The sequence below is a fragment of the Escherichia sp. KTE52 genome (genome assembly GCF_000408325.1).
GTDB classification, from domain to species: domain Bacteria; phylum Pseudomonadota; class Gammaproteobacteria; order Enterobacterales; family Enterobacteriaceae; genus Escherichia; species Escherichia marmotae.
This window is the reverse complement of sequence record NZ_KE138677.1, coordinates 1-25,737: the sequence shown is the minus strand read 5'-3', so window position 1 is coordinate 25,737 and position 25,737 is coordinate 1. Positions and strand designations below refer to the sequence as shown.

Genomic DNA, 25,737 nt, shown 5'->3' with positions numbered 1-25,737 from the left:
ACGTCACGCTTGTGGCTAAAATAGCCGCCATTTTTCAGCTACTGGATAAGAAAGTGACCGTATCTTCTCATCGCCTTGAACTGTTAAGCCCGGCACGCGATGCCGCCATTGCCCGCGAAGCTATTTTGCACGGTGCCGATGCTGTTTACATCGGTGGCCCTGGTTTTGGTGCCCGTCATAACGCCAGTAATAGCCTGAAAGATATTGCCGAACTGGTGCCATTTGCTCATCGTTATGGCGCAAAAATTTTCGTCACCCTTAATACCATTTTGCATGACGAAGAACTGGAACCGGCGCAGCGGTTGATTACCGATCTTTATCAGACCGGCGTTGATGCACTGATTGTGCAGGATATGGGGATTCTGGAACTTGATATTCCACCGATTGAACTGCACGCCAGCACGCAGTGTGATATTCGCACGGTGGAAAAAGCGAAGTTCCTCTCTGACGTTGGCTTTACGCAGATCGTATTGGCGCGTGAGCTTAACCTGGAACAGATCCGCGCGATTCATCAGGCCACAGACGCGACCATTGAGTTCTTTATTCATGGTGCACTGTGCGTGGCATATTCCGGTCAGTGCTACATTTCTCATGCACAAACGGGGCGTAGCGCCAACCGTGGCGATTGCTCACAGGCGTGCCGTTTACCATACACGTTGAAAGACGATCAGGGGCGGGTGGTTTCCTATGAAAAACATCTGCTGTCGATGAAAGATAATGATCAGACTGCCAATCTTGGCGCTCTGATTGATGCTGGTGTGCGCTCCTTCAAGATTGAAGGGCGTTACAAAGATATGAGCTACGTGAAGAATATCACCGCGCATTATCGCCAGAGGCTGGATGCCATTATTGAAGAACGTGGCGATCTGGCACGTGCTTCATCTGGTCGTACCGAGCACTTTTTTGTACCTTCGACGGAAAAAACCTTCCATCGTGGCAGTACAGACTACTTTGTTAACGCGCGTAAAGGCGACATTGGCGCGTTCGATTCCCCGAAATTTATTGGCCTGCCAGTGGGTGAAGTATTGAACGTTGCTAAAGATCATCTCGATGTTGAGGTCACCGAACCGCTGGCTAACGGTGATGGTCTGAACGTAATGATTAAACGTGAAGTCGTCGGCTTTCGTGCCAACACGGTAGAGAAAACGGGGAAAAACCAGTACCGCGTCTGGCCAAATGAGATGCCAGCAGAGCTGCATAAAATTCGTCCACATCATCCGCTTAACCGTAACCTTGACCATAACTGGCAACAGGCGCTGACCAAAACCTCCAGTGAGCGCCGGGTCGCTGTAGATATTGAACTTGGCGGCTGGCAGGAACAACTCATTCTGACGTTAACCAGCGAAGAGGGCGTCAGCATCACTCATACCCTGGATGGGCAATTCGACGAAGCGAATAACGCCGAAAAAGCACTCACCAATCTGAAAGAGGGATTGTCGAAGCTGGGGCAGACTATCTATTACGCTCGTGATGTACAAATTAACTTGCCGGGGGCGCTGTTTGTGCCAAACAGCCTGTTAAATCAGTTCCGTCGTGAAGCCGCCGAAATGCTGGATGCCGCGCGTCTTGCCAGTTACCAGCGCGGCAGTCGTAAACCGGTTGCTGATCCTGCGCCGGTTTATCCGCAAACGCATCTGAGTTTCCTCGCGAATGTTTACAACCAGAAAGCGCGTGAATTTTATCATCGCTATGGTGTGCAACTGATTGATGCGGCGTATGAGGCACATGAAGAGAAGGGCGAGGTTCCGGTGATGATCACCAAGCATTGTCTGCGCTTTGCTTTCAATCTGTGTCCGAAGCAGGCGAAAGGCAATATCAAAAGCTGGAAGGCAACACCAATGCAACTGGTTAACGGCGATGAAGTGTTAACGCTGAAGTTTGATTGCCGTCCATGTGAGATGCACGTCATCGGCAAAATCAAAAATCACATTCTGAAAATGCCGTTACCGGGAAGCGTTGTTGCATCCGTAAGCCCGGATGATCTGCTGAAAACATTGCCGAAGCGGAAAGGATAAACCGCAAGTTTTCAGGGTTATTCACAGCTCATTGAATCTGCATGATATTGTTGGCCGGATAAGGCGTTCACGCCGCATCCGGCAACAAACGACTCAACTCTGACCCGCTTCTGGTTTACGTGATTTTTGCCAGTAAAAATGCTCGCGTAAGCCTTCTGCCGATTCTTCCGCAACGGCGCGCAATTCATCGCTGTCCGCTTCATGGCGCAGTTGATGATCCACATTTTTCACCCATAAAAACTCATGTCCTTTGTGTCCTGCCATTAGTTGCCCGGAGAACAGCGCGCAGGTTAATAAGACTACCGATAACGCCTTCGTAAACATCCCGCCACCTTTTTCTTACCTTTTGCCGCTATGATGCCGACAGTTTCTTGAGGTTATTATTCTGTTTTGCAAATTAGCGCAAAGAAATTCTGGAATCTGCCTTCCTGATTTTGCATTGCATTCTGCCGTTGCGGCGATTAAGTGCTATTTTCGAGCAAATTACACACGGAGGTAAACACTAATGTTTACTTTGTTGATATACTCAGCGGCAGGGAGGCGATGTGAAACAAAGCGAGTTCAGACGTTGGCTCGAATCTCAGGGCGTCGATGTAGCGAATGGCAGCAACCATTTAAAACTCAGGTTTCACGGGAGGCGCAGTGTCATGCCGCGTCACCCCAGCGAAGAGATTAAAGAACCATTGCGTAAAGCAATTCTGAAACAACTCGATTTGAGTTAATCGCCAATTAAAAAGGTTAATGACATGCGAGAGACAGTCGAAATTATGCGTTATCCCGTCACTCTTACACCCGCGCCGGAAGGCGGTTATATGGTTTCTTTTGTGGATATCCCCGAAGCGTTGACGCAGGGAGAAACGGTCGCTGAAGCGATGGAAGCAGCAAAAGATGCCTTACTGACCGCATTTGATTTTTATTTTGAAGATAACGAACTCATCCCGTTACCTTCGCCATTGAATAACAACGATCACTTTATTGAAGTACCTTTAAGTGTTGCTTCTAAGGTATTGCTGCTAAATGCTTTTTTACAGTCAGAAATCACTCAGCAAGAGTTAGCCAGACGAATTGGCAAACCTAAACAGGAGATTACTCGCCTATTTAATTTGCACCATGCGACAAAAATCGACGCCGTCCAGCTCGCGGCTAAGGCGCTTGGCAAAGAGTTATCGCTGGTGATGGTTTAATTACAGTTAACACAAAGTTGTCATTTTTAACAACTGATATAGACTGCCGGATCACCTGCACACTATAACGATTCAAAAATGAAAAAATACCAGCAACTGGCGGAACAATTACGCGAGCAAATTGCGTCAGGCATCTGGCAGCCCGGCGATCGTCTGCCTTCGTTACGTGAACAGGTGGCGCTTTCTGGCGTGAGCTTTATGACCGTCAGCCATGCCTACCAGTTGCTCGAAAGTCAGGGACATATTATTGCGCGGCCGCAGTCGGGTTATTACGTTGCGCCACAGACAATAAAAATGCAGAAAGCGCCAGTCATTCCGGTCACACGTGATGAAGCTGTCGATATTAATACCTATATTTTTGACATGTTGCAGGCCAGTCGCGATCCGTCGGTAGTGCCGTTTGCCTCAGCCTTTCCCGATCCGCGGCTTTTCCCACTGCAACAATTGAACCGCTCGCTGGCGCAAGTAAGCAAAACCGCCACGGCAATGAGCGTGATCGAAAACCTACCGCCAGGGAATGCCGAGCTTCGCCAGGCTATTGCTCGCCGCTATGCCTTACAGGGTATCACCATTTCGCCTGATGAAATCGTCATTACCGCCGGTGCATTAGAGGCATTAAATCTCGGTTTGCAAGCAGTCACAGAACCGGGCGATTGGGTGATAGTAGAGAATCCTTGTTTCTACGGCGCGTTGCAGGCGCTGGAACGATTACGGCTGAAAGCGTTATCGGTGGCGACGGATGTTAACGAAGGGATTGACCTTCAGGCGCTGGAACTGGCGTTACAGGAGTATCCGGTGAAAGCGTGTTGGTTAATGACTAACAGCCAGAATCCGCTCGGTTTTACCTTAACGCCGCAGAAAAAAGCGCGGTTGGTAGAGTTGCTCAACCAGTACAACGTGATGCTGATTGAAGATGATGTCTACAGCGAGTTGTACTTTGGGCGGGAAAAACCGCTGCCTGCAAAAGCCTGGGATCAACATGATCGTGTGCTGCATTGCTCATCATTCTCTAAATGCCTGGTGCCAGGTTTTCGTATCGGCTGGGTCGCCGCAGGAAAACATGCGCGTAAAATCCAACGATTGCAATTGATGAGTACGCTTTCCACCAGCTCACCGATGCAACTTGCGCTGGTGGATTACCTTTCGACACGCCGCTACGATGCCCATCTGCGTCGTCTACGTCGACAGCTTGCGGAACGCAAACAACGCGCCTGGCAGGCGCTGCTGCGTTATCTGCCTGTGGAAGTCAAAATACACCATAACGACAGTGGTTATTTTCTCTGGCTGGAACTTCCCGAACCGTTAGATGCGGGAGAATTAAGTGTTCAGGCACTGGCACATCACATCAGTATTGCGCCTGGTAAAATGTTTTCTACTGGCGAAAACTGGTCACGTTTTTTTCGTTTTAATACTGCATGGCAGTGGGGAGAACGCGAAGAACAAGCGGTAAAACAATTAGGCAAACTTATTCAAGAGCAGTTGAAATAGATTCCAATTTAATTTCCCTCCGGTTGAGCAATAGGAAATTCGAATAGCTCCAGTATTCCTTAACCCCTTGTCTATACTCCAGAAGATAGCCTCTAAAATTGCGTAATGCGCGTTAGCTCACAACCTGACTAAATATTTTCAGGGGCGAAGGTACGCCTGCAATGCGCCGTCTATGGTTAAACAGGGAGATATTTTTACGGCACGGCTGCTGACAATAATGACAACAGGAGTAAGACCTATGAGCAAGACATTTGCCCGCAGCAGCCTGTGTGCGCTAACCATGACTTTAATGACCGCCCACGCCGCCGAACCCCTCACTAATTTAGATAAACCGGAAGGACGACTGGATATTATCGCCTGGCCGGGATACATCGAACGTGGACAAACCGATAAACAATACGACTGGGTTACGCAATTCGAAAAAGAAACAGGTTGCGCGGTAAATGTGAAAACCGCCGCCACTTCCGATGAAATGGTCAGCCTGATGACCAAAGGCGGTTACGATCTGGTCACGGCGTCCGGTGATGCTTCACTGCGTTTGATTATGGGTAAACGTGTGCAGCCGATTAATACCGCACTGATCCCCAACTGGAAAACACTCGACCCACGCGTAGTAAAGGGCGACTGGTTTAACGTTGGCGGCAAAGTTTATGGCACGCCGTATCAGTGGGGGCCGAACCTGCTGATGTACAACACCAAAACCTTTCCGACGCCACCGGATAGCTGGCAGGTTGTCTTTGTGGAACAGGAACTGCCGGACGGTAAGAGCAATAAAGGCCGCGTACAGGCTTATGACGGCCCTATCTATATTGCCGATGCCGCGCTGTTCGTCAAAGCGACTCAGCCGCAGTTGGGCATCAGCGATCCGTACCAACTGACCGAAGATCAATATCAGGCGGTGCTGAAAGTACTTCGCGATCAACATGGTTTGATCCATCGCTACTGGCATGACACCTCTGTACAAATGAGCGATTTCAAAAATGAAGGCGTGGTAGCTTCCAGCGCATGGCCATATCAGGCCAACGCATTGAAAGGCGAAGGACAACCGATCGCCACCGTCTTCCCTAAAGAGGGCGTCACCGGCTGGGCTGATACCACTATGCTGCATAGCGAAGCAAAACATCCGGTTTGTGCCTACAAATGGATGAACTGGTCATTAACACCAAAAGTGCAGGGTGATGTGGCAGCCTGGTTTGGCTCACTGCCTGTGGTGCCGGAAGGCTGTAAAGCCAGTCCGTTGCTGGGCGATAAAGGCTGTGAAACTAATGGATTTAACTATTTCGACAAAATCGCCTTCTGGAAAACGCCCATCGCAGAAGGGGGAAAATTTGTCCCATATAGCCGCTGGACGCAGGATTACATTGCCATTATGGGCGGCCGCTAACTTCGCTGGGGTGTTTTATGACGTACGCAGTGGAGTTTGACAACGTTTCTCGGTTGTACGGTGACGTGCGCGCGGTAGATGGCGTCAGTATTGCGATAAAAGATGGTGAGTTCTTTTCAATGCTGGGGCCGTCCGGCTCCGGCAAAACCACCTGTCTGCGGCTAATCGCTGGATTCGAACAGCTTTCTGGCGGGGCAATTACTATTTTTGGTAAACCCGCCAGCAATCTGCCACCGTGGGAGCGGGATGTTAATACCGTTTTCCAGGACTACGCGCTGTTTCCCCATATGTCGATTCTCGATAACGTGGCCTACGGGCTGATGGTCAAAGGCGTTGAGAAAAAACAGCGTTACATCATGGCGCAAGAGGCGCTGGAAAAAGTGGCGCTTGGTTTCGTGCTGCAACGTAAGCCGTCACAGCTTTCCGGTGGTCAACGCCAGAGGGTCGCCATCGCCAGAGCGTTAGTGAACGAACCGCGCGTGTTGCTACTGGATGAGCCGCTTGGCGCACTGGATCTTAAGCTGCGCGAGCAGATGCAACTGGAGCTGAAAAAGCTGCAACAATCCCTCGGAATCACTTTTATCTTTGTCACCCACGATCAGGGCGAAGCATTATCGATGTCCGATCGCGTGGCGGTTTTCAATAATGGACGTATTGAGCAGGTTGATTCACCGCGCGATCTCTATATGCGTCCGCGTACGCCATTTGTCGCGGGATTTGTCGGGACATCCAACGTTTTTGCGCCGCTGATTGCGGAGAAACTTTGCGGCATGATGGGGAGCTTCGCATTGCGCCCGGAACATATCCGCCTCAATACACCTGGCGAAGTGCAGGCCAATGGCACGATCCAGGCGGTGCAATATCAGGGGGCGACGACTCGTTTTGAACTGAAACTTAGTGGCGGTGAAAAACTGCTGGTCAGTCTGGGCAACATGACGGGCGAAGAACTACCCGCCACGCTCACGCCTGGTCAACAGGTGATGGTTTCCTGGTCCCGTGATGTGATGGTGCCTCTGGTTGAGGAGAGGTGAATGGCGATGAACGTATTGCAGTCACCTGCGCGCCCCGGCATGGGGAAGATGTCGGGTTTTTTCTGGCGTAAACCGGGGCTTGGATTGTTTTTACTGCTGCTTGGCCCGTTGATGTGGTTTGGCATCGTCTATTTCGGCTCGCTGCTGACACTGTTATGGCAGGGGTTTTATACCTTTGATGATTTCACTATGTCGGTAACGCCGGAACTGACGCTGGCGAATATACGCGCACTGTTTAACCCGGCTAATTACGACATCATCATCCGCACACTGACGATGGCAGTGGCGGTGACCATCGCCAGCGCTATTCTGGCCTTTCCGATGGCGTGGTACATGGCGCGCTACACCAGCGGCAAAATGAAAGCGTTTTTTTATATTGCGGTGATGTTACCGATGTGGGCGAGCTACATTGTTAAAGCCTATGCCTGGACGTTATTGCTGGCGAAAGATGGCGTAGCGCAGTGGTTTTTGCAACATCTGGGGCTGGAGCCACTGCTGACAGCGTTCCTGACACTTCCGGCTGTGGGCGGCAATACACTGTCTACTTCCGGGCTGGGGCGTTTTCTGGTGTTTCTTTATATCTGGCTGCCGTTCATGATCCTGCCTGTGCAGGCAGCGCTGGAGCGTTTACCCCCGTCACTGCTGCAGGCATCGGCAGATCTCGGCGCGCGCCCACGGCAAACTTTCCGCTATGTGGTGTTACCGCTGGCGATCCCGGGTATTGCCGCAGGTTCTATCTTTACCTTCTCGCTAACGCTGGGCGACTTTATCGTTCCGCAATTGGTGGGGCCGCCGGGGTATTTTATCGGCAACATGGTCTACTCCCAGCAAGGGGCGATTGGCAATATGCCGATGGCTGCAGCTTTCACTCTGGTGCCGATTGTTCTTATCGCACTGTATCTGGCGTTCGTGAAACGCATGGGGGCGTTCGATGCACTCTGAACGCGCACCGTTGTTCCTCAAACTGGCGGCCTGGGGCGGCGTGCTTTTTCTCCATTTTCCCATCTTGATTATCGCCGCCTATGCGTTTAACACCGAGGAAGCCGCATTTAGTTTTCCACCACAAGGCTTGACGCTGCGCTGGTTCAGCATAGCAGCACAGCGTAGCGATATTCTTGATGCCGTGACACTGTCACTTAAAGTGGCGACGCTGGCGACATTCATCGCGCTGGTGTTAGGAACACTGGCGGCCGCGGCGCTCTGGCGGCGTGACTTTTTCGGCAAAAGCGCCATTTCACTGTTACTGCTGTTACCCATTGCATTGCCTGGCATTGTCACTGGTCTCGCACTATTAACGGCCTTTAAAACGATCAATCTGGAGCCAGGCTTTTTCACTATCGTGGTTGGTCATGCGACTTTTTGCGTGGTGGTCGTCTTCAACAATGTCATCGCCCGTTTTCGCCGTACCTCGTGGAGTCTGGTGGAAGCGTCAATGGATCTTGGAGCCAATGGCTGGCAAACCTTCCGCTACGTGGTGTTGCCGAATCTCAGTTCGGCGTTACTGGCGGGGGGAATGCTGGCGTTTGCCTTGTCGTTCGATGAAATCATCGTGACGACTTTTACCGCGGGTCACGAACGGACGTTACCACTGTGGTTGCTCAATCAGCTTGGGCGACCGCGTGATGTACCGGTAACCAACGTTGTGGCACTGCTGGTTATGTTGGTAACAACCTTGCCGATCCTGGGGGCCTGGTGGCTAACCCGTGAAGGCGACAAGGGTCAATAACCACTGAAATGGGAATATGCTATGCAACATAAGTTACTGATTAACGGAGAACTGGTCAGCGGCGAAGGGGAAAAACAGCCTGTCTATAATCCGGCAACGGGAGAAGTATTACTGGAGATTGCCGAGGCAACCGCAGAGCAGGTTGATGCCGCTGTTCGCGCGGCAGATGCCGCATTTGTCGGGTGGGGGCAAACCACGCCGAAAATGCGTGCGGAATGCCTGCTGAAACTGGCGGATGTTATCGAAGAGAACGGTCAGGTTTTTGCCGAACTGGAGTCCCGTAACTGTGGCAAACCGCTGCATAGTGCTTTTAATGATGAGATTCCGGCGATTGTCGATGTCTTTCGCTTTTTCGCCGGTGCTGCGCGCTGCCTGAATGGTCTGGCGGCGGGTGAATATCTTGAAGGTCATACATCAATGATTCGCCGCGATCCATTAGGTGTTGTGGCCTCTATCGCCCCCTGGAACTACCCGTTGATGATGGCAGCGTGGAAACTGGCTCCGGCGCTGGCGGCGGGGAACTGCGTAGTGCTTAAACCATCAGAAATTACACCGCTGACTGCGTTGAAACTGGCAGAACTGGCGAAAGATATCTTCCCGCCAGGCGTGATCAACGTACTGTTTGGCAGAGGTAAAACGGTGGGTGATCCGCTGACCGGACATCCAAAAGTGCGCATGGTGTCGCTGACGGGGTCTATCGCTACCGGTGAGCACATCATCAGCCATACAGCACCATCCATAAAGCGCACCCACATGGAACTGGGTGGTAAAGCACCAGTGATTGTCTTTGATGATGCAGATATTGAAGCAGTGGTCGAAGGTGTGCGCACCTTTGGCTATTACAATGCCGGACAAGATTGCACTGCTGCCTGTCGTATCTACGCGCAAAAAGGTATTTACGACGCGCTGGTGGAAAAACTCGGTGCCGCAGTGGCAACGTTAAAATCTGGTGCTCCGGATGATGGTGCCACAGAGCTGGGGCCGTTAAGCTCACTGGCACATCTCGAACGCGTCAGCAGGGCGGTGGAAGAGGCGAAGGCGACGGGACACATTAAGGTGATCACCGGCGGTGAAAAACGGCAGGGTAACGGTTATTATTATGCGCCTACACTGCTGGCCGGTGCGTTACAAGAAGATGCCATCGTTCAAAGAGAGGTATTTGGCCCGGTAGTGAGCGTGACGGCCTTCGACAACGAAGAGCAAGTGGTTAACTGGGCGAATGACAGTCAGTACGGGTTGGCCTCTTCGGTGTGGACGAAAGATGTCGGTCGGGCGCATCGTGTGAGCGCTCGTCTGCAATATGGCTGCACCTGGGTCAATACCCACTTCATGCTGGTCAGTGAAATGCCGCACGGCGGGCAGAAACTTTCAGGTTATGGCAAAGATATGTCACTTTATGGGCTGGAAGATTACACCGTAGTACGCCACGTAATGGTTAAGCATTAAGGATAGTGTTGTAAATCTGGAGAGTGTGAGAGGATCTAACCTACTGTCAGAGAGTTGATTTCTCTCTGACAGTACGTGCTGCGTGCAATATCGCTACATCAAATAAACCAACCAAATCTCATAGAGATAAGAGTAAACAACCCAACAGCAGCAAAGAGATTTATCAGCACTACAGTTTTACTGGAAACGTTCATTTTTGCCACCTTTTGTCATAGCCCCTATGTGTATAGTACGGGTTGGGAAAATCCGCAATCATACTCATTCTGAAGATGGACAAGAGCATGCCGTAGGTTATTGAATTTATCTTAAATGGATTGAAAACTTGATGCGCATCAAGAAATGACGCATATTTGCGCGCGTTTTATTCACCTGGCTGGATGCCTGTACATGTCTCTTTTTCAATGTTTGCTTGTTTTTTATGCTGTTATGGCAGTAATCGCCTTTCTTATTACCTGGTTTCTTTCCCACGATAAGAAGAGCATTCGCTTTCTGAGCGCCTTTCTGGTGGGGATCACATGGCCGATGAGTTTTCCAGTGGCGCTACTGTTTTCACTGTTTTAAATCTTACTCGCTGGCTTGACGGCACAACGCAGACTTATATCATTTGAGTGAATCGATAAATTTCACAAGTGGCTAAGGAGAAAGTATGTCGCATCTGGATGAGGTCATCGCGCGCGTGGATGCCGCGATTGAGGAGAGCGTCATTGCCCATATGAACGAATTGTTAATCGCCCTGAGCGATGACGCAGAGTTAAGCCGGGAAGATCGCTACACCCAGCAACAGCGTTTGCGCACAGCAATCGCCCATCACGGACGCAAGCATAAAGAAGATATGGAAGCGCGCCACGAACAGTTAACGAAAGGCGGCACCATCCTCTGATTAAAACGTGCGTCTGGCCACCAACCAGGCGCCAACTACCAATAAAACCGCTCCGCAAATTGGACCAATCAACGCCCGAAGTGGCACGCCATGACTGCGGAAAATATCCAGTACCAGACCTCCAATAAGTTGGCTGGCGACCAGTACTGCAATGGTCGTTGCCGCCCCCACATTTTGATACCCGCTGATACTGGCGAAGACAAAAAATGATCCCAGCAAACCAGGGATTAGAGTCCACCAACGCACGCTGGACACCAGTTCGCCAAACCCTGCCATCCCTTGTTTAAACCACAAAATAGACACGAATAGCACAATTCCCACCAGTGAGTTCAGTAGCATGGCGATGAGAATGGTGGAGGAGGTCTGAGTGATGCGCACCATCAATGTGTTTTGCACCACCAGGCCAATCCCGGCGGCGATCAAAAAGGCAAGGGTAAGCGACTGATTCATCCGATAGCGTCCGGTTCACTGCGTTCGTCGAGTTGCAACTGCATAAAGGTGAGATCCAGCCAGCGACCAAATTTAGTGCCTACCTGCGGCATTTGTGCGGTGACGACAAATCCCAGCGACTGGTGTAGATGCAGCGAGGCCTGATTTTGCGACTCGATCCCGGCAACCATGACATGCTTCCCGCAATCCCGCGCTTCATCAATCAACCGGCTTAACAATTTGCGCCCAAGACCTTTGCCCTGATGATCCGGATGAACATATACCGAATGTTCCACTGTATGGCGAAAACCGTCGAAACTACGCCAGTCACCAAATGAGGCATACCCCGTGACAACGCCATTTTCTTCGCTCACCAGCACCGGATAACCGGATAATGTTCGCGCTTCAAACCAGGCGATTCGGTTATCTGCATCCACCGTTTGGTCGTTCCAGATAGCCGCCGTATACAACACGGCGTGGTTATAAATTTCTGCAATTGCAGCACAATCGGCTTTGCGGGCAAAACGGATGGACATGTCGAGCCTCTATAAAACATCGAATAGTAATGATGCTATCAATACTATCGAAAACAGCCGGAAGCAACGCAATCTACAATGAAATTATTGTGTATTGCTGGACGAATGTGATGCATACAAACACATCTAACCACGTGAGCCTGCTACCATTGATGGATTCATGCCAAAAGCACAGGAGATCATTATGGGGCAACAAAAGCAGCGTAACCGCCGTTGGGTTCTGGCCTCGCGTCCGCATGGAGCGCCGGTTCCGGAGAATTTCCGTCTGGAAGAAGATGACGTTGCCACGCCAGGTGAAGGTCAGGTGTTACTGCGCACAGTTTATCTGTCGCTGGACCCGTATATGCGCGGGCGCATGAGCGATGAGCCATCCTATTCACCACCGGTTGATATTGGTGGCGTGATGGTTGGCGGCACGGTGAGCCGGGTGGTGGAATCAAATCATCCGGACTACCAGCCTGGCGACTGGGTGCTGGGCTACAGCGGCTGGCAGGACTACGACATATCCAGCGGTGATGAACTGGTGAAACTTGGCGATCAGCCACAAAACCCTTCGTGGTCGCTGGGTGTGCTGGGGATGCCTGGTTTTACCGCTTATATGGGCTTGCTGGATATCGGTCAACCTAAAAAGGGGGAAACGCTGGTGGTTGCTGCTGCAACCGGCCCTGTTGGCGCAACGGTGGGGCAAATCGGCAAACTGAAAGGCTGTCGGGTGGTGGGTGTTGCCGGTGGCGCTGAAAAATGCCGCCATGCTACTGATGTACTGGGTTTCGATGTTTGCCTTGATCACCATGCGGATGATTTTGCTGAACAACTGACGAAGGCGTGTCCGAAAGGTGTTGATATCTATTATGAAAATGTGGGCGGTAAAGTGTTTGATGCCGTGTTGCCGTTGCTCAATACATCCGCGCGTATTCCTGTCTGCGGCTTAGTGAGCGGCTATAATGCGACGGAATTGCCATCTGGTCCGGATCGTTTACCGTTGCTGATGGCCACGGTGCTGAAAAAACGTATTCGTCTGCAAGGCTTTATTATCAGCCAGGATTATGGGCACCGGATCCATGAGTTCCAGCAGGAGATGGGGCAATGGGTGAAAGAGGGGAAAATCCATTATCGCGAGCAAATGACCGACGGTTTAGAAAATGCCCCACAGACTTTTATTGGCCTGTTAGAAGGTAAAAACTTCGGCAAAGTCGTTATTCGTGTGGCGGATGACAATTAACAAAACAGGTGGCGGTGTTATACCGCCACCACGTAATATTATTCAAACCGCCATGCGAGATTTACGCCAATACCATAATTCCGTCCAGGTGCTGGCTCGTAATATCGGCCATTGGATTCATTAACAATCACCGATCCGACATATTCTTTGTCGAATAAATTATCGACCCGACCAAATAAATCCACCGTCATATTGCGGTAATTATATTTATAGCCGGTAAACAAACCAACGAGAGTATAAGAGGGCGCTTTTGCCGTGTTTTCGTCATCAGCCATAATATCGCCCATATATCGCGCTTCTGTACCGGCATACCAGCCTTCTTCTGGTACGTAACCTAAAGACGCAAAGCCCATATTGCGGGCGATCCCTGGCATCCGGTTACCATTACAGTTCTGATCGTTACAAACGTTGCTGCGATATGTTGCATCAAGCCAGGTCCACGACGCTTTTACGCGGAAATCTCCGGCGAAACGTTGATCCCACGCCAGCTCGGCTCCCTGACGACGCGTCTTCCCGGCATTTTTATAAGTGGTACGCCCACCGCTACTGCTATCGACAACGATTTCATCATGAGTATCGGTCTGGAACACTGCGAGGCTAAACAGACCATCGCCAATACGCGTTTTACTGCCGATTTCGATTGTATCGTTGGTGGACGGTTTTAAACCAAAGTTCATCCCGCTTTGCCCATCGGCACGGTATGAAAGTTCATTAATGGTCGGCGTTTCAAAGCCGCGTCCCGCTGCCAGATAGATATTCCAGGCATCGGTGATGGCGTATTTTAACGATCCGGCTGGCAGCCATTTGTGATAACTGGCATCTCCGCTGTCATCGCCGTTACCGGGAGTAATGTAATAATCGTTGGAATCAAACCATACTGAGCTATAGCGCACGCCAGCATCCAGTGACAGTTTGTCAGTCAGTTGCCACTGGGTCTGTAAATAGGGATCGACGTTCCACATCAGATTACGCTCGTCGCGGCGCAAATCACCTTTTTGCCCGTATTCTGGTATGCCGTAACTCAAGCGGAAGTTATTGTAGCCCTTGCGGTTTTCACTCATGTTTTCATAGTTTAAACCGGTGGTTAAAGTGAACGGAACACCCAGTTCGCCGCGGTGTGTCCAGCGACTGTCTATTCCCTGATAATGGCGTTGCAGCGTAATCACGCCGCCTGCGTGTGACGGGGTAAGTTGTGGTGCCATCGGGATTGACTGGTACTGGGTCGTTTCACGCTCACCCGCGTACATCATCACGCTCATCTCATCGCTGGCGCTAAGACTACGCTCATAACGCACTCCAGCCTGAGTTTGCTTGATGGTTTTCCGTGTATCGTACTGTTCAGCGCGAGGAGCTTGTTGCGGATCCGCTTTCCATTCTGCTTCGGTCAACCCACCGGGGTCGTTTGCTTTGATATCCACACTATTAAAAATCAGGCTTAATTTGCTGGCATCATCAATACGTACGCCCAATTTGGCATTGGCTAAATTTTTCTGTGCACCACTATGGTCACGGTAGCCGTGGGTCGTAAAACGTGTGGTCGAAACGGTGTAATCGACATCGCCAGCCTGTGTGCCGTCACCCATTGCTCCCGTTGCCTTCAACCCGTAACGCCAGCTACCAAAACTGCCATAGTAACTGCTGGCTTCAATGCCTGACGGTTGTTGCCCCGTTTGTGTGGTGACATTCATCACCCCACCGGAAGCGTTGCCATAGAGGGCGGAAAAGGGGCCACGCAGTACTTCCACGTTTTGCACGCTACTTAAATCGATATTAGACGTTTGTCCTTGCCCGTCGGGCATGGTGGCGGGAATGCCGTCCACATACAGGCGAATCCCGCGGATCCCGTAAGTAGAGCGGGAACCAAATCCACGAATCGACAACTGTAAATCCTGCGCATAGTTCTGCCGGTTTTGTACCTGTAAACCAGGCACGCTGGTCAGTGATTCAGACAAGTTAATGCGCGGTGTTGCCAGGCGCATCTCTTCGCCATCAACCACACTGACCGCCGCTGGGGTATCCAGCTCTGAAACCACCTGTGGTGTGGCACTCACAATCATGGTTTGTTCATTAGCGGCAAAAACGGATGGGGAAAGGGCAATCAGCGCAGGTAAAACAGTCTGTCGGACGGAAAAAATCTTCATGAAAAAAGCCAGGTTAAGAATGGAAAAACATCGACATGGTAATAAATTTGTAAATTTATAGAAAACAAAGCGGCACGATACGTTAACCAATTGAGAAAATTGTAGTCGTAACAGCAAGAAATACTCCACATTTGAGAAAATAATGATTACCATTCCCATTTATAACAAGGGTGTAACGAAGATTACGCTCAGCGAAGCACTGTGAAGCAGCAAAAATATCGGTTCATCAAAGGGAGTCGTCATGCATTTACGTCATCTGTTTTCATCGCGTCTGCGTGGTTCATTACTGTTAGGTTCATTGCTCGTTGCTTCATCGTTCAGCACGCAGGCAGCGGAAGAAATGCTGCGTAAAGCGGTAGGTAAAGGCGCTTACGAAATGGCTTATAGCCAGCAGGAAAATGCGCTGTGGCTCGCTACATCGCAAAGCCGCAAACTGGATAAAGGCGGGGTGGTTTATCGTCTCGATCCGGTCACTCTGGAAGTGACTCAGGTGATTCATAATGATCTCAAACCGTTTGGCGCCACCATTAACAATGCCACCCAGACGTTGTGGTTTGGTAACACCGTAAACAGCGCGGTTACGGCGATCGATGCCAAAACGGGCGAAGTGAAAGGGCGTCTGGTGCTGGATGATCGTAAGCGCACGGAAGAGGTGCGCCCGCTGCAGCCGCGTGAACTGGTAGCAGATGATGCCACGAATACCGTTTACATCAGCGGTATTGGGAAGGAGAGCGTGATCTGGGTGATTGACGGTGAGAATATCAAACTGAAAACTGCCATCCAGAACACCGGTAAAATGAGCACTGGCCTGGCGTTGGATAGCAAAGGCAAACGTCTCTATACCACCAACGCTGACGGTGAATTGATTACTATCGACACCACCGACAACAAAATTTTGAGCCGTAAAAAGTTGCTGGATGATGGCAAAGAGCACTTCTTTATCAACATTAGTCTCGATACCGCCAACCAGCGTGCGTTTATCACCGACTCCAAAGCTGCGGAAGTGCTGGTGGTTGATACTCGTGAAGGCAATATTCTGGCGAAGGTAGCGGCACCGGAATCACTGGCTGTGCTGTTTAACCCGGCGCGTAATGAAGCCTATGTGACACATCGTCAGGCAGGTAAAGTCAGTGTGACTGATGCGAAAACCTACAAGGTAGTGAAAACGTTCGATACGCCGACCCATCCGAACAGCCTGGCGCTGTCTGCCGATGGCAAAACGCTGTATGTCAGTGTTAAACAAAAATCCACTAAACAGCAGGAAGCTACCCAGCCGGACGATGTGATTCGTATTGCGCTGTAATCGACACAGGGGAGTTTGTCTTTCGTAGGCCTGATAAGGCGCTAGCGCCGCATCCGGCAAGCGGAGCACAATGCCTGATGCAACGCTGTCGCGTCTTATCAGGCCTACAACACGCATAATTATTTGATTTATTTGGAGTTTGTTGGCCGGATAAGGCATTTACGCCGCATCCGGCTTTAAACCGGGCAATTTTGCAATTAACTCGCCGTTTCAGGCTTAAACACAATTTCCTGTTTTTCTTCATCTTCCTCGATGACTGGCGCAGTGCTGTGAACTTCGGCAACGCGTTTACGCACACCAAACCAACCCACAACCAGCAGAATACCGATAACCGGCAGTGCCGCGATGGTATAAGTCCCGTTCGGATAATCGAACGCCATCAGCACCAGGACGCACAGCAAAAACAGTAAAGTCAGCCAGGAAGTGAAGGGCGCGCCGGGGAGTTTAAAACTGACTTCCTGCGCTTTACCTTCTTTAATCGCTTTACGCAGGCGCATCTGGCAAACAATGATAAACGCCCACGAAGCGATAATTCCCAGCGACGCAAAGTTCAACACAATCTCAAAAACGCGCGACGGCACCAGATAATTGAGGAATACGCCGACAACATACACAACCAGCGTCGCCAGAATCCCGGCATACGGAACATGCTGGCGACTCATTTTCGCCATAAAACTTGGTGCAGAACCGCCCATTGCCATTGAGCGTAAAATACGTCCGGTGCAGTACAGGCCAGAGTTCAGGCTGGAGAGTGCGGCGGTCAGCACCACGATATTCATAATGCTGCCGATGTACGGCACGCCAAGTTTAGAGAAGAACGTCACAAACGGACTTTGCCCCGCCTGATACGCGCTCCACGGCAATAACATCACCAGCAACAACACGGAACCGACATAAAACAGACCAATACGCCAAATCACGCTGTTAATGGCTTTAGGCACCATGGTCTGCGGATCTTTACATTCTCCGGCGGCAGTTCCCACCATCTCAATGGAAGCGAAAGCAAATACTACGCCCTGAATCAACACCAGTGCAGGCAATAAACCGTGGGGGAAGATACCGCCATTATCGGTAATTAAATGAAATCCTGTGGTGTTGCCATCCAGTGGCTGACCGCTACCGAGGAACACTGTACCCACGACCAGAAAGGTAACAATGGCGAGAACTTTAATCAGCGCAAACCAGAACTCCATCTCTGCAAACCATTTTACACCTATCATATTCATGGTGCCGACGATGGTTAATGCCCCGAGCGCAAATACCCATTGTGGAATATCGCCAAACGCGCCCCAGTAATGCATATACAGTGCAACTGCAGTAATATCGACAATCCCGGTCATTGCCCAGTTGATGAAGTACATCCAGCCAGCAACATAAGCGGCTTTCTCACCCAAAAACTCACGGGCATATGAGACAAAACTGCCACTGGAAGGGCGATGTAATACCAACTCACCCAACGCACGCAAAATAAAAAACGAAAACAAGCCGCAGATTAAATAAACCAGTGACAGTGCTGGTCCCGCCATTTGCAGTCGGGCACCTGCGCCTAAAAACAAACCAGTACCAATCGCGCCACCAATGGCGATCATCTGCACCTGGCGATTACCCATCGCTTTGTGATAGCCCTCTTCGTGGGCATTAAGCCAGCGGCGTTTCGCGGCGTGTTGATCTGAAGTATCTGTGTCGTGTTTACTCATTGCGCTCCCTGAGTTTCTCGCTAAAAGGTTATATATGACACCACATGGTTTGTTTATTCACCGTGGCAATGACAGCCTTCACCATTATTCTTTATGGGTATAACTGTCGGCGCAGAATCCTACCTGTTATCGTGTAACGATGCAAAATGATCCCGCTCTAAATGTATGGGTATAAAAGCGACTGACGACAAAATAGCAATCTGGTGAAATTATGACTGATACAACTATTGTTGCGTTGAGGGTACTCGATTGCAGACCAGATCTTTTGTTCCTCGTTCGTCGCTCTGAACGCCCGTGGTTTCAGTGGTCACTAGTGTGGTTGGTCGCCAACATATCCCTTCGCTGATTATCACTGAGCAGTGAGGGACTGGCGTATGACTGGTTTCAGGGGAATACAACTCTTAAAACATTACTTCAATATAATTTTAATATGTATATCATTCTCGATATTAATTTATGAAGTGAATTTGATATATTCCGAATTCATGATTTACATTACTAATGTATGGAGCATCACGTTAAGATAGCCACGTGCAGATCATGATATCAGGGTGGGGCGGTAGCGTTTACAGATATTAATTAATTGATGAGGATTATGTTATCCGTGCAATCATTTGCATCAACTATTGATATTGAAGATAGATAAACAAAGATACTGAGAGTTAATGTTAAGTAATCGTAATGGGAAACTTTGATAACTTGCTTTGATTTCATTGTCTATGAAGATGATGTCATCAACACTGCATAAAGTGGAAATGTTGAACATCAAAGAGAACCCTATTTAATAAATAATAAAAGAACGTTTGTTTTTTATCTGAAAAATATTCTTTCCAGAAGGAATGAGATGTCATTAAGGAGAATGACATCTGATGAATTAACATTAGCCAGATCGATTTTTGAGAATACAATTGATTATAACAAGGTATGGATCCACAATGAAAAACCCTTGCCAGATCAAGGGGAAAGAACAGCGATGACCCCAAACGGGGAAATGTATTATCCTGATGCTGTTTATAGTTCAGATTTTTCATCGCAAGCAATGCCTGGCGATCGTGAAACAGTAGCTGGTGCTTCTCACTTGTTTATTCATGAAATGATGCATGTTTGGCAATATCAGAAAGGGTATTCAGTTAAGTTGCGTGGTTTGTTTTCCTGGGCGGCAAATTATCATTACGATCTTAATTTACAGTCAATTGCTTCTTATTCAATGGAACAACAAGCATCTATAGTTGCTGATTATTGGCTATTGATTAACTATGGATTGGTAGCTGATTTGGCAAATGTTAACTATGTAGGAGATACAACTGAATCAGCGAATACTCTATCGGAAAAATACAAAAAGGTGCTTAATTTATTTCCTGCGGGCGTCATGTGAAGAGATTCTTTTTGTTGCTCTTTTTATCGGGATGCACTGTTGGTGATTATGTTCGGCCATTGTTGCCCGGTAATATATATTTACAAGACGCACGGGTTTGTTCAAAACCAGACGATGGGAATATGATTTCAAATTATATTTTATATGAAGGTAAATATGGTAATGCAATAAAACTGAAAAGAGTGACTGGTCAGTTCGATCCCGTATGTATTGACATAAGTGAGCTATCTTCAGATGTTATTTATATCGGAAAATATATGCTCTCTTCCGGAAGTAAAAAAGAATACTATGGTTTTAGCATAATTAGATCAGGGGGGCGTATTTTAAGACTTGATGATAATCATATCAAATGACAAGTTAAATAATTTCATTGGTTTTATTAATGTGCTTCAGGTGAATATTTTCACCAGGGTAACATGACTGTGCATTCTTCATGGTATATATGGTTGATAGTACCTTCAGTAGCACTCATAAGTATTGAGGTGTTTTATGCCAGCGACGAATATTTTATATATTTTCTTCTCTGTAAGATTTCTTATTAGCACTTAGCCATTCCTAGTTAAAAGGATTAATTATGAGTTTTACAGCTACAGATTACCCATCCGGCACACTAATTGGATCGGGTAAGCATAACGTGACTTTGAGCGGCAGCGCTGTTCCTGATGGAATGTTACTGTTCGCAAGCTTAGGTGGTACAGAAACAGTAGGGGAACTATTTACTTATTCTATTAAATTAAAAACTCCTGACACCCTGAACATAGGCTATGTTTCCCCCGCAGCCAACCTGCAGCTCAAATCGATGGTAGGCAAAGATCTGTGCGTCCATATCGAATTGGATGGCGGCGGAAAACGGTATATCAGCGGGCTGGTGACGGCGGCGCGCGTGGCTGGTCATCAAGGACGCTCGGTGGTGTATGAACTGCGGATCGAACCGTGGTTAAAAATACTGACCCACACGAGTGACTACAAAGCGTTTCAGAATAAAAACGTGGTGGACATCCTGGATGAGGTACTGGATGAGTACCCCTGGCCAGTGGAAAAACGACTGGTGGAAAATTATCCGACTCGCACCTGGCAGGTGCAGTACGGTGAAACAGATTTTGATTTTATTCAGCGCCTGATGCAGGAGTGGGGTATCTACTGGTGGTTTGAGCACAGCGAGAACAGTCACACGTTAGTGCTGGCTGATGCCATTAATGTCCACAAGACATGCGCAGATTCGCCGCTGGTGTGTTATTACCAGAAAGGGCTGAAACTGGACAAGGAGTTTATCCATACCATCACAGCAAATGAAAGCCTGCGCAGCGGACAGTGGGTGCTGAATGATTTCGACTTTATGAAGCCGCGTTCACTGCTGAAGAGCACCGTGGCTAATCCACGTGAAACCGGCCTTGCTGAATATGAGCACTACGAATGGCCGGGAGACTACTTCACAAAGAGTGAAGGTGAAATGCTGACACGCATCCGCATGGAAGAACAGCGTAGCCCCGGTAGTCGGGTACAGGGCAGTGGCAATATTCGTACCCTGATGACAGGTTTTACCTTCATCCTGGAAAACTATCCAACAGCCGAAGTGAACCGGGAATATCTGCTGGCACAGACCACACTATTTATACAGGACAATGCGCAACACAGCGGCCAGGAGCAGCACTTCTCTTACTCAACCAGCTTTGAGTTGCATCCCACCAATGAAGTTTACCGTCCGCAGCGAACTCTGAGCAAACCCCATACCAAAGGTCCGCAGAGCGCCATCGTGACTGGCCCGGCGGGGCAGGAAATCTGGACGGATAAATATGGCCGGGTGAAAGTTCAGTTTGGCTGGGATCGTTACGGTAAGAATGACGAAAACAGCTCCTGCTGGATCCGTGTCAGTTATCCGTGGGCGGGTAAAGGATTCGGTGGCATTCAGATCCCGCGCATTGGTCAGGAAGTTCTAGTGGATTTCAAAAACGGTGACCCGGATTTACCCATTATCGTGGGGCGGACATACAGCCAGGACACCATGCCTCCGTGGGGACTACCGGGCGCAGCGACGCAAAGCGGGTTTTACAGCCACACCATCGGTGGCGGCCCAACCAATGCTAACGCTCTGCGTTTTGAGGATAAAACTGGCGGAGAAGAAGTCTGGTTGCATGCCGAGAAAGATCAACGCATTGAAGTAAATAATAATGAAAGCCATTGGGTGGGCAATAATCGCCTTAAAGTTATTGATAAAACAGAAACTGCGATTATTGGTGAGAAACGTTCTCTAACAGTTCAGACAGATGATATCTCTCTCGCCGGAGGGGATAAAACAATTCAGACAGTGCAGAATTTACGCCTTGCTGCGGGAGATTCCATTATTCTTAGCTGCGGAGAAACTATCCTGCAAATGACCAGTGACGGAATATTTAATATAACCTGTAAGAATTTTAATATTACAGCAACAGAGAACGGAAAAATAAATACACAATCAGGGCAGCTTGATTTAAACATGAATGACAGAGCGGCAAATATACCTCCGCCTGGAGCATTAGAGAAAACAGCCCTTCAGACGGCAATAGACGTCACCTTCATGACTAAAAAATAAATAAAAACCCATCAAAAAATAATTCGTTTATTAAAAAGGACTCATGCCATTATGACGGAATATTACCTCAATGAGACAGTTATAACTTTCACCGGGAATATTATTCAGGACAGTACCATTAATATGTTGCGGCTCAGCAATCCCGACGCCGCACTCATTATCAGCCGGGGTCAGATGCAGGAAGGAGACGAATTAGCCTCTCAGGTTGAACAGCAAATGAAAAAGCTGGAAAAGCAGGTCAGGGAACTGCACCACACGCCCGTGCAGGTGACCCGCGTGGGGATTAATGACGCTGAGGAAGGGCTGGAGATACAGAGCCAGTTTCTCCGGGGGAACGAGCAGGTGTATCAGTGTCAGGTGGCATTTGTATTGCCGGGTGAGCGGGTCATGATGGCCTTCACTTACGCCAGAACCACACCGCTGACCCCGGCAGACATGACGCGCTGGGCTGAAATTAAAAAGAATCTGCGCTTCAGGATACGGCAGGAAACCAGGACGCATTAATCACACAGGGAACGGGACATGGAAGATGCATTCTGGGCGGCAAGGCAGGGTGATGCCCTGCTGCATACGTCGTTTATGGCAGATGTGCTGGGGGCGGTGCTGGAAGTGGCCGCAAATGTCGTTATTGATGCCCTCATTGTCGGCGCAACCTCGTTACTGGCGGCGTCAGTAGGGATCACGATGGGGTGCACGGCTGTCTTGCTGACCGGTTTTGTGGCGGGTGTGGCGATGGTGTACACCGGCGTGACAGAAACGGTCAGCGAAGCCTGTTCAGACCTCGCAGATATGCTTTTCCCGCCTCAGATTGAAGGTTACATCCTCACCGGCTCTGGTGACACATTGATCAACAGCAAACCTGCCGCGCGGGCAGCGGCCACAGCGGCATCGCGGCAGGAGATTGAGGCACAGGAAGCGCAGGCGAAGGCGGAACAGGAAGAAGCGCAGCGTCAGGAGGACGCCAGAACGTTCCGGGATGTGGCCGGGGAATATCTGGAAATGGCGGGGGCAATAGCCCTGGCGGTTCATCCGGTGACTGGACCTGTTCTGATGTCCCGGGCGCTGCACGACCAGCTCAGTACGGAAGAAGGGCGTTCTGAGATGGTGGATGGCGTGACACATTTTGTGTCGGAACTATGGCAGCCCACCGTGGCCAGTGCGGCACCTGGCTCCACCCCGACCCCTGACGATAAAATCGACTGCCATAAACATCCTTCCTCACTGACTCAGTTACTCGCACAAAAAAAAGCCGCCTTTCTGGATGACCCTCTGGGAACGGCCCTTAACCTGTTGAGTCCGGACGGTCTGCTGGAAACCGCCTTTCAGGGAGTGAATGCGGTTATTGGTAGTATCAGTAATCTGTTCAAAGGTGATGACGAACCGCCCGCGGCGGAATATATCGCGGAAGGTGCGCGGGATGTGCGTGTCAACAGTCAGCCAGCGGCACGCAGCGGGGCACGCTGTACCTGCGAGGCCAGGGTGGTGAATGCGCCGGGGGACGGGGCGTTTGTGTCACCGGATGTCCGCATTGGCGGTCCGTTACTGGTGGTCAGGGATATCAGAAGCGGCAGGTCGCAGATAACCCTGGTGGCAACCGTGGCGCTGATGTTTCTTCGCCCGGGCAAAATGCTTTCTAAAATCGCCTGTTTTGCTGCCGGTATCGGGATGAGCATGATGACGCAGAAGGCCATCAGCGCCCTCCCGCATCCGGTCAACGCCGCCACCGGGGCCAAATACCTGGCTGATGATGATGACTTCGATTTCAGCCTGCCGGGCCACTTTCCGCTGGACTGGCAGCGTGTGTACAGCAGTCGTGACGAACGCACGGATGGGATGTTCGGTCAGGGCTGGAGCGTGATGTATGAAGTCAGCCTCGTGCGCACACCGGGTAACGCTGACGAAAACTGCATGACCTTTGTGGCGGGTATGGGGCGACGGCTGGATATGGAAGCCGTGCTGCCGGGGAGCGGGTTTTACAGCCCCGGTGAAGGACTGGCAGTACGGCGTGGTGAGCAGGGGCACTGGCTTATCAGCAGCGATGATGGACATTTTTTTCTGTTTGAAGCCGACCCGCATCACCCGCAGCGCCAGCGGCTGAAAATGCTGGGCGACCGTAACAGCAACTGTCTGAATCTGTACTACGACGACCGGGGGCGCATCACTGAAATCCGCGGCGAACAGCAGCGTCCGTGCATCCGTCTGTATTACGAACTGGCGGCGCATCCCCGGCGGGTGACACAGATTTATCAGCATTTCCCTGATACTGCACCTTTACTGCTGCGTCGTTACAACTATGACGAGGCTGGCCACCTGAACGGCGTGTACGACAGCACGGGGCACCTGTTGCGTGAGTTTGCTTACGACGAAAACAACTGCATGACGCTGCACCGGCAGCCCGGCGGCGAAGGGTATTATTACCAGTGGGGCTGGTATGAAGGGCCGGATGATGCAGGCTGGCGCGTGACGGGCCACCATACCGACAGTGGCGCACGATACCGTCTGGACTGGCGGATGGCTGAACGTGTGGTATGTGTGACAGACGGGGCGGGCCGGACACGCTTTCATCAGTGGGATGCGCAGAATCAGGTGACGGCGTACCAGGACGAAGCCGGGCAGGTGATGACGTTCCGCTGGAGCGACGAAGAACGACTGCTGCTGGGGATGACCGACGCTCAGGGCGGCAAATGGCGCTATGTGTATGACCGCCTGGGGCATATCACGGAGACGCACGACCCGCTGGGGCGGGTGGCACAGACACAGTGGCACCCGGTATGGCACGAACCGGAAACGGAAGTGGATGCAGCGGGGAACAGTTGGCGCTGTGAGTACGATGAACGCGGCAATCTTCTTGCCGTGACCGACCCGCTGCAACAGAACACCCGGTATCAGTATGACCGCCACGGCCAGGTGGTACAGATAACCGATGCCCGTGGGGGGAATAAATACCTTCAGTGGAACGAAGACGGGCAGCTCACGCGGCATACGGATTGTTCCGGCTCGCAGACGACCTGGTTCTACGACGAACGCACGCGGCTGATACGGGTGACAGACGCGCAGAGCCACAGTACGCGCTACGGGTATGACGACAGCGGTCACCTGGTGGAGGTGATACTGGCGGACGGCCGCACGGCGCATTACCAGCCGGATGCGGCGGGCAGGCTGGTGAAGTATACCAGCCCGATGGGGAGGATAACGCGCTGGCAACGCGACGGGCAGGGGCGGGTGCGCAGCCGGACGGACGCGATGGGGCGCAGGACGGCATTCGGGTACGACGCCTACGGACGGCTGACCACCCTCACAAACGAGAACGG

General features: G+C 50.5%; 24 protein-coding genes. 18 read left to right on the top strand and 6 right to left on the bottom strand.

Annotated elements, in window-relative coordinates:
• Positions 1-53: 53 nt before the first annotated feature.
• Entirely contained in the window at positions 54-2,015 is a 1,962-nt protein-coding gene (gene rlhA, locus A1SC_RS16915; RefSeq protein WP_024193578.1) for a 23S rRNA 5-hydroxycytidine C2501 synthase, read from the top strand.
• Positions 2,016-2,108: 93 nt separating this feature from the next.
• Here the strand turns inward: rlhA and A1SC_RS0121340 are convergent, their stop codons facing one another.
• Entirely contained in the window at positions 2,109-2,339 is a 231-nt protein-coding gene (locus tag A1SC_RS0121340) for a DUF2554 family protein (protein ID WP_000494240.1), read from the bottom strand.
• A 221-nt stretch (positions 2,340-2,560) separates the two neighbouring features.
• On the opposite strand from A1SC_RS0121340, the gene hicA reads away from it, so the two are divergent.
• The 8 genes from hicA to patD all read left to right on the top strand — a co-directional run bounded on the left by hicA (position 2,561) and on the right by patD (position 10,274).
• Complete coding sequence (gene hicA / locus A1SC_RS16920; protein WP_016262026.1) at positions 2,561-2,737, top strand: type II toxin-antitoxin system mRNA interferase toxin HicA; 177 nt, start codon at positions 2,561-2,563, stop codon at positions 2,735-2,737.
• A 45-nt stretch (positions 2,738-2,782) separates the two neighbouring features.
• A complete protein-coding gene (gene hicB, locus A1SC_RS16925) occupies positions 2,783-3,199 on the top strand; it encodes a type II toxin-antitoxin system antitoxin HicB (protein WP_077627724.1) in 417 nt (138 codons plus the stop codon).
• Positions 3,200-3,277: 78 nt separating this feature from the next.
• Positions 3,278-4,687 carry an aminotransferase-like domain-containing protein gene (locus tag A1SC_RS16930; protein WP_016248716.1) on the top strand — a complete coding sequence of 470 codons (1,410 nt, stop codon included), beginning with the start codon at positions 3,278-3,280 and terminating at the stop codon, positions 4,685-4,687.
• A gap of 238 nt (positions 4,688-4,925) precedes the next feature.
• On the top strand, positions 4,926-6,071 hold the full coding sequence (gene ydcS / locus A1SC_RS16935; RefSeq protein ID WP_000047463.1) for a putative ABC transporter substrate-binding protein YdcS: 1,146 nt from the start codon (positions 4,926-4,928) through the stop codon (positions 6,069-6,071).
• Positions 6,072-6,088: 17 nt separating this feature from the next.
• Entirely contained in the window at positions 6,089-7,102 is a 1,014-nt protein-coding gene (locus A1SC_RS16940) for an ABC transporter ATP-binding protein (protein WP_016248715.1), read from the top strand.
• Positions 7,103-8,044: an ABC transporter permease gene (locus A1SC_RS16945; protein ID WP_001516417.1), complete on the top strand. Its 942-nt coding sequence runs from the start codon at positions 7,103-7,105 to the stop codon at positions 8,042-8,044.
• Positions 8,034-8,828: an ABC transporter permease gene (locus tag A1SC_RS16950; RefSeq protein ID WP_000555487.1), complete on the top strand. Its 795-nt coding sequence runs from the start codon at positions 8,034-8,036 to the stop codon at positions 8,826-8,828. The genes A1SC_RS16945 and A1SC_RS16950 overlap by 11 nt, the downstream gene beginning before the upstream one ends.
• A 21-nt stretch (positions 8,829-8,849) precedes the next feature.
• Positions 8,850-10,274, top strand: a complete 1,425-nt coding sequence (gene patD / locus A1SC_RS16955) for an aminobutyraldehyde dehydrogenase (RefSeq protein WP_001163919.1) — start codon at positions 8,850-8,852, stop codon at positions 10,272-10,274.
• A 98-nt stretch (positions 10,275-10,372) separates the two neighbouring features.
• Here the strand turns inward: patD and yncL are convergent, their stop codons facing one another.
• On the bottom strand, positions 10,373-10,468 hold the full coding sequence (yncL, locus tag A1SC_RS23200) for a stress response membrane protein YncL (protein WP_071985532.1): 96 nt from the start codon (positions 10,466-10,468) through the stop codon (positions 10,373-10,375).
• Between the two features lie 193 nt (positions 10,469-10,661).
• Here yncL and A1SC_RS16960 point away from each other — a divergent pair, with 193 nt between their 5' ends.
• Together A1SC_RS16960 and ydcY are read left to right on the top strand one after the other, a co-directional pair.
• Positions 10,662-10,835, top strand: coding sequence for a GhoT/OrtT family toxin (locus A1SC_RS16960; RefSeq protein ID WP_001516416.1), 174 nt, complete (start codon positions 10,662-10,664; stop codon positions 10,833-10,835).
• 85 nt (positions 10,836-10,920) lie between these two features.
• On the top strand, positions 10,921-11,154 hold the full coding sequence (gene ydcY, locus A1SC_RS16965; RefSeq protein WP_000018633.1) for a DUF2526 family protein YdcY: 234 nt from the start codon (positions 10,921-10,923) through the stop codon (positions 11,152-11,154).
• Here the strand turns inward: ydcY and A1SC_RS16970 are convergent, their stop codons facing one another.
• Both A1SC_RS16970 and A1SC_RS16975 read right to left on the bottom strand, forming a co-directional pair.
• The gene (locus A1SC_RS16970; protein WP_001076542.1) at positions 11,155-11,604 is read right to left on the bottom strand and encodes a DMT family transporter; all 450 of its coding nucleotides are present in this window, start codon (positions 11,602-11,604) and stop codon (positions 11,155-11,157) included.
• Complete coding sequence (locus tag A1SC_RS16975) at positions 11,601-12,119, bottom strand: GNAT family N-acetyltransferase (protein ID WP_001516415.1); 519 nt, start codon at positions 12,117-12,119, stop codon at positions 11,601-11,603. Before A1SC_RS16975 ends, A1SC_RS16970 begins: the two co-directional genes overlap by 4 nt.
• A 184-nt stretch (positions 12,120-12,303) precedes the next feature.
• On the opposite strand from A1SC_RS16975, the gene curA reads away from it, so the two are divergent.
• Positions 12,304-13,341, top strand: coding sequence for an NADPH-dependent curcumin/dihydrocurcumin reductase (gene curA, locus A1SC_RS16980; protein WP_016248713.1), 1,038 nt, complete (start codon positions 12,304-12,306; stop codon positions 13,339-13,341).
• 38 nt (positions 13,342-13,379) lie between these two features.
• Here curA and pqqU read toward each other — a convergent pair whose 3' ends face one another.
• Positions 13,380-15,482, bottom strand: coding sequence for a TonB-dependent receptor PqqU (pqqU, locus tag A1SC_RS16985; RefSeq protein ID WP_016262025.1), 2,103 nt, complete (start codon positions 15,480-15,482; stop codon positions 13,380-13,382).
• A 241-nt stretch (positions 15,483-15,723) separates the two neighbouring features.
• Between pqqU and A1SC_RS16990 the strand changes: the two genes are divergently transcribed.
• On the top strand, positions 15,724-16,785 hold the full coding sequence (locus A1SC_RS16990) for a 7-bladed beta-propeller protein YncE (protein WP_016262024.1): 1,062 nt from the start codon (positions 15,724-15,726) through the stop codon (positions 16,783-16,785).
• 197 nt (positions 16,786-16,982) lie between these two features.
• On the opposite strand, the gene ansP is transcribed toward A1SC_RS16990, so the two are convergent.
• The gene (gene ansP, locus A1SC_RS16995; protein ID WP_016262023.1) at positions 16,983-18,482 is read right to left on the bottom strand and encodes an L-asparagine permease; all 1,500 of its coding nucleotides are present in this window, start codon (positions 18,480-18,482) and stop codon (positions 16,983-16,985) included.
• 844 nt (positions 18,483-19,326) lie between these two features.
• On the opposite strand from ansP, the gene A1SC_RS17000 reads away from it, so the two are divergent.
• From A1SC_RS17000 to A1SC_RS17015, 5 genes are all read left to right on the top strand, one after another.
• Complete coding sequence (locus tag A1SC_RS17000) at positions 19,327-19,857, top strand: hypothetical protein (protein WP_016262022.1); 531 nt, start codon at positions 19,327-19,329, stop codon at positions 19,855-19,857.
• Positions 19,854-20,210, top strand: a complete 357-nt coding sequence (locus A1SC_RS23180; protein WP_072024143.1) for a hypothetical protein — start codon at positions 19,854-19,856, stop codon at positions 20,208-20,210. The genes A1SC_RS17000 and A1SC_RS23180 overlap by 4 nt, the downstream gene beginning before the upstream one ends.
• A 221-nt stretch (positions 20,211-20,431) precedes the next feature.
• Entirely contained in the window at positions 20,432-22,426 is a 1,995-nt protein-coding gene (locus tag A1SC_RS17005) for a type VI secretion system Vgr family protein (protein ID WP_016262021.1), read from the top strand.
• 51 nt (positions 22,427-22,477) lie between these two features.
• A complete protein-coding gene (locus A1SC_RS17010; RefSeq protein WP_000141610.1) occupies positions 22,478-22,930 on the top strand; it encodes a DcrB-related protein in 453 nt (150 codons plus the stop codon).
• An 18-nt stretch (positions 22,931-22,948) separates the two neighbouring features.
• The coding region (locus A1SC_RS17015) for a DUF6531 domain-containing protein (protein ID WP_016262020.1) at positions 22,949-25,737 on the top strand (2,789 nt) is incomplete at its 3' end.